The sequence below is a fragment of the Nocardioides sp. BE266 genome (assembly GCF_031457855.1).
Taxonomy (GTDB): domain Bacteria; phylum Actinomycetota; class Actinomycetes; order Propionibacteriales; family Nocardioidaceae; genus Nocardioides.
This window is the reverse complement of the sequence record NZ_JAURTI010000004.1, coordinates 202313-213863: the sequence shown is the minus strand read 5'-3', so window position 1 is coordinate 213863 and position 11551 is coordinate 202313. Positions and strand designations below refer to the sequence as shown.

Sequence of the window (11551 nt, the reverse complement as noted above, 5' to 3'; positions counted from 1 at the left end):
GGCCCGCAGGTGCGGCGTCCACGCTGAATTCACGAGGGACGGGGACCTGAAAGCCACTACCGAGGACCGAGCCGGGTGCGCGGGTCGCTCCTGGATCTTCGGATGTTCAGTTGTGCTGGTGGTGCTGGTCGTGCGGTGGTGCGTCGGGGCCGACACTAGCGCGGCCGGACCCCTGAAACCGAGCGGAGCGGCCCCCCGTGTCCGGGAGGCCGCTCCGATCAGTCAGCGGCGGAGGCCGAGGCGCTCGACGATCGAGCGGTAGCGCTCGATCTCGGTCTTCTGCAGGTAGTTGAGAAGACGGCGGCGCTGGCCGACCAGCAGCAGCAGGCCACGACGGCTGTGGTGGTCGTGCTTGTGCTGCTTGAGGTGCTCGGTGAGGTGGGAGATGCGGTGGCTGAGCAGCGCGATCTGGACCTCGGGCGAACCGGTGTCACCCTCGGTCTGGGCGTACTCGGCGATGATCTTCTTCTTGGTCTCCGCGTCGGTTCCGATCGACATGGGGCTCCTTCGGTTCTCTCGTTGCGCGGCGCGCCCGGGCCTGTTCACCGGGGCACTCTGGTTCCGCGGCCGTGTTCACGGCGTGTCGTCCGTCCGGACAACCGGGAAAGCATATCGGCGCGCTGGGCGGTGGCCCAATCCACGCCGCGCGACGAGAGACCCGCGGCTCAGACAGCCGGCGGCGGCGGGTCCGACTCGGTGGTGCGCTGCGTGGTCGCCTGGCGACCCGCGGCGTCGGTCGTGGTCGCGGTGGTGGTGTGGCGGCGCCGGGTGTTCTGCTGGATGAGCGTGAGCACCAGCCAGAGCGCGCCGGCCAGGACGAGGATCCAGCCCAGGGCGTTCACCCGGAGCGGACCGACCTGCTGCTCGGTGAACGCGAACGACAGGACAAGACCCACCACGATGAGGCCGATCGGCCCTCCGAAACCCATGACGTGCTCCATTCTGTCGACGACTGTCGGGGATGCCCGACGGTGACGGGCGGGCCAGAGTGTGCCCGACTCCCCCGCCGCGCGGAACCCCCGTGCGGGTGCCCGGCGCGCGTCGGCCCGACGTGGTTTGATCGGTCCGTGGCAGACCTGGCGAGGCAGCAGTGAGCGAGAAGCGCATCGGCGTGTGCAACCTCTGCGAGGCCATCTGCGGCCTCGAGCTCACCATCGAGGGCCGCGACGTCGTCGGCGTGCGGGGCAACCCCGCCGACCCGCTGTCGCGCGGCCACATCTGCCCCAAGGGCGTGGCCATCGCCGACGTGTACGCCGACCCCGACCGGCTGCGACGACCCGTCAAGCGGGTCGGCGAGGGTCCGGACGCCGCGTGGCAGGAGATCGGCTGGGACGAGGCCTTCGACCTCGTCGCCGACAACCTCGCCCGCGTCATCGAGGAGCACGGCGACGACGCGCTGGGCGTCTACCTCGGCAACCCCAACGCGCACAGCCTCGGCTCGATGACCCACGGCACCGCGATGTTCAAGTCGTTCCGCACGAAGAACCGCTACTCCGCCACCTCGGTCGACCAGCTCCCCCACCAGCTCGTGGCGCACCTGATGTTCGGCCACCAGCTGTTCCTGCCGATCCCCGACATCGACCGCACCTCGTGGTTCCTGGTCATCGGCGCCAACCCGATGGCCTCCAACGGCTCCCTGATGACGGTGCCGGACTTCCCGAACCGGGTGCGCGACCTCAAGGCGCGCGGCGGCCGCATGATCGTCCTCGACCCGCGCCGCACCGAGACCGCGAAGGTCGCCGACGAGCACCACTTCGTGCGGCCGGGCACCGACGCGTGGGTGCTCCTGGCGATGCTGCACGTCCTGACCGCGGAGACCACGCCCGCCGTGGCGTCGTACGTCGATGGGGTGGGGACGGTCGTCGAGCTGGTCGCCGAGTTCACCCCCGAGCGTGCCGAGGCGATGAGCGGCCTTCCCGCCGCCGAGATCCGCCGGCTCGCCGGCGAGCTCGTCGCGGCCGACGCCGGCGTGGTCTACAGCCGGATCGGCGTCTCGGCCGGCCCGTGGGGCACGGTGTGCCAGTGGGCGGTGAACTGCCTGAACATCCTGAGCGGCAACCTCGACCGCGTCGGCGGTGCCATGTTCACCACGCCGGCGATCGACGCCGTCGGCACCGGCCTGATCGGTCGCGGGCACTTCGACGCCTGGCGCTCGCGGGTGCGAGGGCTGCCCGAGACCGCGGGCGAGCTGCCGGTCTCCGCGCTGCGCGAGGAGATCGAGACGCCGGGCGAGGGCCAAGTCCGCGCGATGCTGACCGTGGCCGGCAACCCGGTGCTCTCCACGCCCGACGGCGCCCGCCTCGACGGAGCCCTGCGCGGGCTCGACTTCATGGCGGCGGTCGACATCTACGTCAACGAGACCACCCGCCACGCCGACGTGATCCTGCCGCCGACGACCGCGCTGGAGCGCGACCACTACGACCTGGTCTTCCACCTGCTGGCCGTGCGCAACACCTCGCGCTTCACCCCGGCCGTGTTCGACAAGGACGCCGACCAGCGCCACGACTGGCAGATCTTCAAGGAGATCACCCTGCGCACCGCGGCCCGGCTCAGCCGCAAGGCGCCGCTGAAGAAGCGCCTCGTGCAGCGGGCGCGGCTCACCGCCAGCCCCACGCTGCTGATCGGACAGCTGCTGCGACGCGGCGACAGCGGGGTCACGATCTCCAAGCTGCGCGCCCGTCCCGCGGGCATCGACCTCGGCCCGCTCCGGGCCGGCCAGCTGCCTGCGCGACTCCCGACGAAGGGCAAGCGGGTCGACCTCGCCCCGGCCCTCGTGGTGCAGGACGTCGACCGGCTCGCCGCCGTGGCGGCGCCGGCCGACGACGAGCTGCTCCTCATCGGACGACGCCACAAGCAGGACTGCAACTCGTGGATGCACAACTCCGAGCGGCTCACCCGCGGCCGGCCGCGCCACCAGCTGCTGATGAACCCCGGCGACCTGGCCGCCCGCGAGATCGTCGACGGCGCCCGCGTGCGGGTGACCTCTCGGATCGGCTCGGTCGAGGTCGAGGTCGCCGCCTCCGACGACCTCATGCCCGGCGTCGTCTCGCTCCCCCACGGCTACGGCCACGCCAAGGACGGCGTCCTGATGAGCCGCAGCCGCGACCTGCCGGGCGTCTCGATCAACGACCTCACCGACCCCGAGCTGCTCGACGTGTCGGGCAACGCCGCGCTCAACGGCGTACCCGTCGCGGTCACCGCCTGCTGACCCCGTCGCCCTTCTCGTCGCCCTTCCCGTCGCGCTCGGCACCGTCCTTCGCGCGGCCCTTCCTCCCCGTCGGCTCCTTCACCGGCTCGACCTCCTCCGGCACGAGCGGGTTGGTGACCTCGGGCGTCGTCGCGCGGTCCGGCGTGGGGAACGCCGCGTCGGACAGGTCGGCGCGACGGGTCGCGTTGCGCGCGGGCCGGTCGCGCTCGCCGAGCGGGAAGACGTTCCACCGTGTCACGTCGCCGAGCACCCACGGCACCTTGGTGGCCTGCTGGTCGTAGCACCGCACGTCGAGGGGCCGACCTGCCTGGTCGAAGAGCTGCACCCCCTCCAACGGCTGGCCCTCCGCGTCGTAGGCCGCGATGTTGCAGACCTGCTGCCCGCGATTGAGGAGGCCCTGCTCGTTGCCGCCCCACTGCGCCTCGTTGTAGCCCTGGCTGTAGCGGTCCCACGACAGCCGGTCGAGCTGGCCGTTGATCACAGGGACCGCCACGACGGCCGCGACGTTGAGCAGCAGCAGCGTCGTGCGCGCCAGCACGCTCGAGGTGCCGCCCGGCCAGAGCCTGCCCATGCCCACGAGGGCGCTGCCGACGATGCAGGCAGCGAGGAGTGCGAGCCCGACACCGACGGGAACCCCCGGCAGCCAGGTGAGTCCGTAGGGGTACCAGCCCGGGACGAGCCGGGCGACGACGACCGCGGCCGCCCAGGCCCGCACCACCCACCACGCCGGGCGGAGGGCGACGAGGAGGTGCCACACCGGCGCGACGCGGCGGTGCGCGATCAGCTCCTCCCACCTGCGAGTCAGGTCCTCCACCCGCTCCGCGAGGCTGACGTCCGCACGCAGTCGGGTCCGACGTCGCGCGACCGGCTCGAAGCCGGCGGCCGTCCGCAGCTCGCGGGCGTAGGCCTCAGGGTCGCCGAGCACACCCCCGTCGTGCTCGGCGACCTGGTCGGTGAGGTCTGCCTCGAGGCCCTCGGTCAGCTCGAGCCGGTCCTCCTCGGAGAGGTCGGCGAGGCACTCGCGGACGCGGGCGACGAAGGCGGCGACATCGGGCCGCAGCGGCAGCTCGGTGGTGTTCATGCGTGGACCCCCTGTGACGTGGTGCGGGACGCGGGTCCGTCGAGGAGCCCGTCGAGCGTGGTGGAGAAGGCGTGCCAGTCGTCGCGCTGACGCTTCAGCTGGTCGCGACCGATCGGCGTGATCCCGTAGTACTTGCGGTGCGGTCCGCTCTCCGACGGCACGACGTACGACGTCAGTGCCCCGGCGGCGTAGAGCCGGCGGAGCGTGCCGTAGACCGAGGCGTCGCCCACCTCCGCCAGGCCGCCGTCGCGGAGGCGACGCACGATGTCGTAGCCGTAGCCGTCCTCGCCCCGCACCACCGCGAGGACCGCGAGGTCGAGCACTCCCTTGAGGAGCTGGGTCTGATCCATGCGTCGCACACTACTACGCACTCCACAGTAGTGCGCGAGCCGAACGACCGCGTGTCGCCATCGAGGCCATGCCTCGCGGGCGGCAGGACCAACCCCGCACGGCGCCCTTGGGTCCAGCTCATCGATTGTCTAGCGTTTCACTAGACATTTGATCGACGACCGATGACCAGGGAGCAGCCATGACCCTCCAGCTCGAGCAGGACCTCTCGACCGACCTCCACGTGCAGCAGCTCGGCGGCCGCATCGGCGTCCGCATCGACGGCGTACGACTCGCCGGCGACCTCGACGACACCACCGTGCAGCAGGTGCGCGCGGCGATCCTGAAGCACAAGGTCGTCTTCTTCCGCGGCCAGGACCACCTCGACGACGACGCCCACATCGCCTTCGCCGAGCGCCTCGGCACGCTGACGACGGCGCACCCGACGGTGAACACCGGCAGCGAGCGCATCTACACGCTCACCGCCAACAAGGGCATGGCCGCCAACAGCTGGCACACCGACGTGACCTTCGTCGACCGCGTGCCCGCCTTCAGCGTGCTGCGCGGTGTGACGATCCCGCCCCACGGCGGCAACACCGTCTGGGCCAACACCGTCGAGGCCTATGACCGCCTGCCCGACGCGCTCAAGGCGCTGGTCGAGAACCTCTGGGCGGTGCACACCAACGCCTACGACTACGCCGACCGCGACGAGCGGGAGGACTTCGACGACGAGGTCGCGGTGGCCCGTCGCAAGGAGTTCCGTCGCACGACCTACGAGACGTCGCACCCGGTCGTCCGCATCCACCCCGAGACCGGTGAGCGCGCGCTGCTGCTGGGCCACTTCGTGAAGCAGTTCGTCGGCTTCAACTCACTCGAGTCGAGCACGCTGTTCAACCTGCTCCAGAACCGCATCACCCGTCTGGAGAACACGATCCGCTGGACCTGGCAGCAGGGCGACGTGGCGATCTGGGACAACCGCGCCACGCAGCACTACGCCGTCGCCGACTTCGGCGAGGAGCCGCGAGAGGTACGACGGATCACCGTGGCCGGCGACGTCCCGGTCTCGATCGACGGCCGCCACAGCGAGGTGCTGGTCGGCGACGCGTCGGGCTTCGCCGACATCGACGCGCTGATCGGCTGAGCGGCGGTCCCACGACACAGAGGTGCCCCCGCCGGATCGGCGGGGGCACCTCTGCGTCTGTCGCGGGCTGCGGCTCAGACGCTCACGTCGCCGAGCACGGCCAGCACGTCGTCGGGGGTCTGCGCCGCGTCGAGGGCGGCGATCTGGGCGTCGTCGGTGAACGCACCGGCGAGCGCCTGGAGCACGGTCAGGTGGTCGTCGCCGGCGCCGGCGATGCCGACGACGTACTTCGCCGGGCTGCCCTTCCAGTCGATGGGCTCGTCGTAGCGGATGAAGGAGATGGCCGTCTGGCGGATCAGCGCCTTGGCCTCGTTGGTGCCGTGCGGGATCGCCAGCCCGTTGCCCATGAACGTCGAGACCGAGGTCTCCCGCTCGTGCATCGCGTCGACGTAGGCCTGGTCCACCGCGCCGGAGGCGACGAGCAGCTGCCCCGCCTCGGTGATGGCCGCATCACGGTCGCGGGCCTGCCCGCCCAGCACGATCGCGTCCCGACTCAGTACCTCGCTCATCTCAGCCTCTTCCTGTGCGTCCTCGTGCGTGTCCCGTGCGGCCATCTGACCACACGTCTGGGTGGTGCGGGCAGGGCCGGCTCTCCTCGGGGATGGAGAGCCGGCCCTGTGTTTCCGGTGTGCTGGCCTTGCGGGGGAACTAGGCCTTGTTGTTGCTCTCGTCGACCAACGTCACGATCTCGTCATAGCGAGGGCTCGCCATGAAGTTGTCGACCGAGACGTGGATCGCCGACGGGCTCTTCTGACGGGCCCGGTCGGTGAGGTCCTGGTGGGTGACCACCAGGTCGATGTCGTCCTGCAGGTTGGCGATGGCCTTGTTGACCACCGTCACCTCCGAGTGCCCGGCCTCCTGGATCTTCTTGCGGAGCACCGAGGCGCCCATCGCCGAGGACCCCATGCCGGCGTCGCAGGCGAACACGATGTTGCGGATCTCGCGGGTGGCCGTCGCCGAGCCGCCGCCGGCGAGGACGGAGGAGGCGATGGACTGCTTGCCCTTCATCGACTCCATCGACGCGGTGGCGTGCACCAGCTCGTCCTCGGCCTCCTCGGCCTTGTCGGTCTTCAGCAGGATCGCGGCCACGGCGAAGCTGGCCGCTGCGCCACCCAGGATCGACAGCGTCACGCCGAGGTAGTCCGAGACCGAGGAGTTGGTCTGGATGTAGACGGCGAACACCGAGCCCGGCGCGGCGGGGGCACGCAGGCCCACGTCGAACAGGACGTTGATCAGGATCTGGGTGAAGCCACCGGCGATCATCGCGACGATCAGCTTGGGCTTCATCAGCACGTACGGGAAGTAGATCTCGTGGATGCCGCCCAGGAAGTGGATGATCAGCGCGCCGGGAGCCGACGACTTCGCGACACCCTTGCCGAAGAACATGTAGGCGAGCAGGAGGCCGGCACCGGCAGCCGGGTTGGCCTCGAGCAGGAACAGCACGGACTTGCCCTTGTCCGCGACGTCGGCCGCGCCCAGGGGCGTGAGGATGCCGTGGTTGATGGCGTTGTTGAGGAACAGGACCTTGGCCGGCTCGATGATGAACGAGGTGAACGGCAGCAGGCCGTGGTCGGTGAGGAACTCGATGCCCTTGCTGCCGGCCTTGATGATCTGGTCGAGGATCGGGCTCATCGTGAAGAAGGCGAAGACCGCGAGGATCATGCCCCAGATGCCGGCGGAGAAGTTGTTGACCAGCATCTCGAAGCCGGGCCTGATCTTGCCGTCCCAGATGGCGTCGATCTTCTTCATCGACCAGCCGCCGAGCGGACCCATGATCATGGCGCCCATGAACATCGGCACGTCGGTGCCGGCGATGACGCCCATCGTGGCGATGGCGCCGACGACGCCGCCGCGGACGTTGTCGTCGTACACCATGCGGCCGCCGGTGTAGCCGATCAGCAGCGGCAGCAGGTAGGTGATCATCGGGCCGACGATGCCGCCGCCCGCGTAGTCACCCCAGCCGCCGATGTGGGCCACCCAGCTGTCGGGCGCGAGGCTGCCCTTGCCGCCGAGGTTGAGCCAGCCGACCTCGATGAAGAGGGCGGTGATCAGGCCCCAGGCGATGAACGCGCCGATGTTGGGCATGACCATGTTGGAGAGGAACGTGCCGAACTTCTGCACGCTGACCCGGGCGCCGGACCTGGACGCCGATGTCGAAGTTGTGGTCGCCATGCTTGATGTCCTCCAGTTGAGCTAGGGGTGACCCCCATCACATGTTGTCGTGATTAAACCTCACGAACGGGCATGTTGCCAAGCATTCGGGCACGATTTCATGCCCGACTGTGTGGCTTTACCCGAAACAAGGGGTCTCAGGCACCCAGCTGGCTGTCGAAGAACGCCTTCTCCGCCTCGCTGTTCCAGGTGTCGCCGGGCCCCAGCTTCGCGGCGACCTCGGGCAGCTTCTCCTTGAGCTCGTGGAGCCCCATGAGCGGGAGGTCGTGGATCTGGGGGAAGATCAGGACCTTGCCGGAGTAGCTCCCGTCGACCAGGGCCTGGAGACCGTCCTTGGCCGCCCGCATGCCACCGACGGCACCCACGATCGAGCCCGGTGAGAGCGCGCCCTGCTTGGCCAGGTCGACGACCTGCTGCTGGTCGTGGATGGTCAGTCCGGAGGTGCCGGTGTACTGCGCGTTGTCGAGGTAGACCGCGCTCAGGTTCATCGGCGCCATGGTGCCGTTGGGGACGCCGGCGAAGAAGACGAGCATGCCGTCGGCGTTCATCAGGGTGTCGGCCTCGGCCATCACCCCGGCGATCGGGACGCTGACCACGACGTCGTCCGCGCCCTTGCCGTCGGTGAGCCCCATGACGAAGTCGCGCAGCGACTGCTCCGAGGTCTGGGAGTTGAAGGTGATCAGCTCGCAGTCGTTGCTCTCGGCCAGGTGGGCCAGGCGGTCCTCGAGGGCCTTGAGGCGCTCGTCGCTCACCTCCGTGGCGACGATCTTGCGGGGACCGCCGGGCTGCTGGATGGCCCGCTGGACGTGCATCAGACCCATAGGTCCACCGGCGCCGACGAAGACGGTCGTGCCCTCCGAGCGCAGGTCGCAGCGGTTGCGCGCCTCGCCGTAGGAGGCGGCGATGTCCGGGCCCCGCCCGCCGATGTAGGCGGTGTAGTCGTAGTGCAGGCGCCCCACGTCGGTGTCGACCAGGCCGTCCAGCTCGGTCTCCCCCACCAGGTTGAGCGTGCCCCGCCGGGCGATGTGCTTCGCCACAGCGCCCACCGTCGCGGCGGACCGTGGGTCGAGCATGACGATGTCGTCGAAGCCGGCGCCGTCGGTCAGCTCGTCCACGAGCGTCTGGAAGTCACCGTCGCCGAGCCCGTTGCGTACGACGGTGGTGGCCGAGGTGCCCTCGACCAGCGCGGCGACCGAGGCGGGCACGTCGGTCAGCACGATCGTGGCCGGAGCGTCCAGCCCGGCCGAGAAGGTGTAGTCGCGCTCGTCACCGGGCCGGCCGATGATCCACATCGTCCCACCGGCCTTCGGCTCGAGGCGGCGCCGCTGCGTGTAGGCGGCCATCACGCAGCCCCACGGCTCCAGCGTCGAGGCCTCGGCGTAGCCCATCGAGTCGGGCAGGGGCAGCAGGCAGGCGCCGTCGTCGGTCTCGAGCATCTCGGCGCCCATCACGTGGTACTGGATCAGCCCGCCGGGGATGGTGTAGCCGTAGGCCGTGCTCTTGCCGTCCTGGTAGATGTCGGGCTGCACGGCAAGCCGCTGGCCGGCGGAGTACTGGTCCTTGAGGTTGTCGCCGACCTCGATGACCGTGAGGCTCACCTCGTGCCCCAGCCTGGTGGGGTCCGTGGAGAGGTCGCGGTTGTAGAGCTTCGGGTGGCTGCCGCCCTGGCGCATGATCTTCACGTCGGAGAAGCAGAGCCCGACGCTGTCGATGCGCACCAGCATGTGGTCGGCGTCGGGCTCGGGGACCGGGACCAGCTCGGGAGCGCTGTCCTTGCCCATGTTGTCCTCGCCGGCGCCGTGCAGGAGCCAGGCCCAGGCCTCGTCGGGCACGTCGGAATCGGCGGCGCGGTAGCGGTCGTACGCAGATGTCATGGTTCCTCCGTCGTGAGGTGGATGGGGTCTCAGTGGTGTCAGTGACCCAGGACGGCGCGCACCGCGGCGCGGGCCGCCATCGGGTCGGGCGCGCCGAGGGCGGCCTCGCCGGCGGCCTCGCAGGTCTCGAAGGTGACGCGGCCCAGCTGCGCGCCCACGGGGCGTACGGCACGGGCGGCCATCGACAGCGACGTGATGCCCATGCCGATGAGCGCCGTGGCGAGCAACGGGTCGGCCGCTGCCTCGCCGCAGACGCCGACGGGCTTGGCGGCCTCCTTGCCAGCGTGGGCGGTGATCGCGATCAGCTGGAGCACGGCGGGCTGCCACGGGTCGGTGAGGTGCGCCAGGTCGGTGGCCATGCGGTCGGCCGCCATGGCGTACTGGGTGAGGTCGTTGGTGCCGATGGAGAGGAAGTCGGTCACCTCGAGCATCCGGTGCGCGAGCAGCGCCGCGCTCGGGATCTCCACCATCACGCCGGCCTTGAGCCCGCGGGCGCGGACCTTCTCCGAGAAGTCGGCGGCCTCCGCGACGGTCGCGACCATCGGCGCCATCACCCAGGTCTCGGTGCCGGTGCGCTCGGCCGCGGCCGCGATGCCGTCGAGCTGGCGGTCCATCAGGCCGGGGTTGTCGAAGCTCAGCCGCAGGCCGCGGACGCCGAGGGCGGGGTTCTCCTCGCCCTCGTGGGTCGCGAACGCGATCGGCTTGTCGGAGCCGGCGTCGAGGGTGCGTACGACGACGTAGCGACCGTCGCTGTAGGGCGAGAGGACGTCGGCGTAGATGTCGGCCTGCTCCTCCACGCTCGGCTCGTCCTTGCGGTTGAGGAAGCACAGCTCGGTGCGGAACAGGCCCACGCCCTGCACCGGCTCGGTGCCCGCGGAGGCCGCGGAGGCGCCGTCGGCGACGTTGGCGAGCAGCTTGAGCGGCATCCCGTCCGCGGTCGCGGCGGGCCCGGTCCAGGTGGCGAGCTCCTCGCGCAGCCGGCGGCTCTCCTCCACGCGCGTGGCTGCCTCGTCGGGGTCGGCGCCCTGCTCGATCGTGCCAGCCTCGCCGTCGACCACCACGAAGGTGCCCTCGGCGAGCGCCGTGACGCCGGCCGCGCCGACCACGCACGGGATGCCCAGCTGGCGGGCGATGATCGCGGTGTGGCTGGTCGCGCCGCCGCGCTCGGTGACCAGCGCGGTCACCAAGCTGGGGTCGAGGCCCGAGGTGTCGCTGGGTGCGAGGTCCTCGGCCACCAGGATCGAGGGCACGCTCGGCGTTGGCACGCCCGGCGGCGGCTCGCCGACCAGGTGGGCGACGACGCGGCGCTCGATGTCGCGCAGGTCGGTCACCCGCTCGGCCATCAGGCCGCCCATGTTGGTGAAGATCGTGACGAACTGCTCGACCGCACCCTGCACCGCCGCGACCGGTCCCTGACCGGCCTGGAGATTCTTGGCGACGCCGGATCGCAGCCCCTTGTCGCGGGCCAGGCCCGCGCTCGCGGTGAGGACCTCCGCGGCCGCGCCCTGGGCGGAGGCAGCCTTCTCGGAGAACGTGTCGGCGACCGCGGCGGCCGCCTCGTCGTACGCCGCCAGGGCAGCGACGGCATCGGCGAAGTCGCCCTCTCCGTAGCGCGCGATGGCCTCGGGCGAGACCTCGCCGCGCACGTGGAGGACGGGGCCGGCGGCGACCCCCGGAACGACCGGGGTCCCGCTCAGGGTGTCGGGTGTGGTCATGGACACACCGTAGAACACGCCTTGGTTGACAAG

General features: G+C 70.6%; 10 protein-coding genes. 2 read left to right on the top strand and 8 right to left on the bottom strand.

From position 1 onward, the window contains the following. Positions 1-222: 222 nt before the first annotated feature. Entirely contained in the window at positions 223-498 is a 276-nt protein-coding gene (gene rpsO / locus J2X46_RS13205; RefSeq protein WP_397214287.1) for a 30S ribosomal protein S15, read from the bottom strand. 167 nt (positions 499-665) lie between these two features. Continuing rightward, on the bottom strand, positions 666-929 hold the full coding sequence (locus J2X46_RS13200) for a DUF6458 family protein (RefSeq protein WP_310251250.1): 264 nt from the start codon (positions 927-929) through the stop codon (positions 666-668). Between the two features lie 161 nt (positions 930-1090). Here J2X46_RS13200 and J2X46_RS13195 point away from each other — a divergent pair, with 161 nt between their 5' ends. Beyond that, positions 1091-3208, top strand: coding sequence for a molybdopterin-dependent oxidoreductase (locus J2X46_RS13195; protein WP_310251248.1), 2118 nt, complete (start codon positions 1091-1093; stop codon positions 3206-3208). Here J2X46_RS13195 and J2X46_RS13190 read toward each other — a convergent pair. Continuing rightward, positions 3195-4289 carry a hypothetical protein gene (locus J2X46_RS13190; RefSeq protein WP_310251246.1) on the bottom strand — a complete coding sequence of 365 codons (1095 nt, stop codon included), beginning with the start codon at positions 4287-4289 and terminating at the stop codon, positions 3195-3197. The two genes, J2X46_RS13195 and J2X46_RS13190, sit on opposite strands and share 14 nt — an antisense overlap. After that, on the bottom strand, positions 4286-4639 hold the full coding sequence (locus J2X46_RS13185; protein WP_310251244.1) for a PadR family transcriptional regulator: 354 nt from the start codon (positions 4637-4639) through the stop codon (positions 4286-4288). The genes J2X46_RS13190 and J2X46_RS13185 overlap by 4 nt, the downstream gene beginning before the upstream one ends. A 179-nt stretch (positions 4640-4818) precedes the next feature. Between J2X46_RS13185 and J2X46_RS13180 the strand changes: the two genes are divergently transcribed. Next, entirely contained in the window at positions 4819-5757 is a 939-nt protein-coding gene (locus tag J2X46_RS13180) for a TauD/TfdA family dioxygenase (RefSeq protein ID WP_310251241.1), read from the top strand. A 74-nt stretch (positions 5758-5831) separates the two neighbouring features. Here J2X46_RS13180 and J2X46_RS13175 read toward each other — a convergent pair whose 3' ends face one another. The 4 genes from J2X46_RS13175 to ptsP all read right to left on the bottom strand — a co-directional run bounded on the left by J2X46_RS13175 (position 5832) and on the right by ptsP (position 11518). Beyond that, positions 5832-6266 carry a PTS sugar transporter subunit IIA gene (locus tag J2X46_RS13175; protein ID WP_310251238.1) on the bottom strand — a complete coding sequence of 145 codons (435 nt, stop codon included), beginning with the start codon at positions 6264-6266 and terminating at the stop codon, positions 5832-5834. Between the two features lie 139 nt (positions 6267-6405). Then, positions 6406-7929: a PTS mannitol transporter subunit IICBA gene (locus J2X46_RS13170; RefSeq protein WP_310251236.1), complete on the bottom strand. Its 1524-nt coding sequence runs from the start codon at positions 7927-7929 to the stop codon at positions 6406-6408. Positions 7930-8066: 137 nt separating this feature from the next. Further along, positions 8067-9803 (bottom strand): alcohol dehydrogenase catalytic domain-containing protein, encoded by a 1737-nt coding sequence (locus J2X46_RS13165; RefSeq protein WP_310251233.1) that lies wholly within the window; start codon positions 9801-9803, stop codon positions 8067-8069. 38 nt (positions 9804-9841) lie between these two features. After that, positions 9842-11518, bottom strand: a complete 1677-nt coding sequence (gene ptsP, locus J2X46_RS13160; RefSeq protein WP_310251230.1) for a phosphoenolpyruvate--protein phosphotransferase — start codon at positions 11516-11518, stop codon at positions 9842-9844. Positions 11519-11551 lie beyond the last annotated feature (33 nt).

What these genes read in the sequence shown, in the direction of transcription:
- J2X46_RS13170 (WP_310251236.1), bottom strand. Translation starts at nt 7,929, where the DNA reads ATGGCGACCACAACTTCGACATCGGCGTCCAGGTCCGGCGCCCGGGTC.
- J2X46_RS13180 (WP_310251241.1), top strand. Translation starts at nt 4,819, where the DNA reads ATGACCCTCCAGCTCGAGCAGGACCTCTCGACCGACCTCCACGTGCAG.
- ptsP (WP_310251230.1), bottom strand. Translation starts at nt 11,518, where the DNA reads ATGACCACACCCGACACCCTGAGCGGGACCCCGGTCGTTCCGGGGGTC.
- J2X46_RS13165 (WP_310251233.1), bottom strand. Translation starts at nt 9,803, where the DNA reads ATGACATCTGCGTACGACCGCTACCGCGCCGCCGATTCCGACGTGCCC.
- J2X46_RS13175 (WP_310251238.1), bottom strand. Translation starts at nt 6,266, where the DNA reads ATGAGCGAGGTACTGAGTCGGGACGCGATCGTGCTGGGCGGGCAGGCC.
- J2X46_RS13190 (WP_310251246.1), bottom strand. Translation starts at nt 4,289, where the DNA reads ATGAACACCACCGAGCTGCCGCTGCGGCCCGATGTCGCCGCCTTCGTC.
- J2X46_RS13200 (WP_310251250.1), bottom strand. Translation starts at nt 929, where the DNA reads ATGGGTTTCGGAGGGCCGATCGGCCTCATCGTGGTGGGTCTTGTCCTG.
- rpsO (WP_397214287.1), bottom strand. Translation starts at nt 498, where the DNA reads ATGTCGATCGGAACCGACGCGGAGACCAAGAAGAAGATCATCGCCGAG.
- J2X46_RS13185 (WP_310251244.1), bottom strand. Translation starts at nt 4,639, where the DNA reads ATGGATCAGACCCAGCTCCTCAAGGGAGTGCTCGACCTCGCGGTCCTC.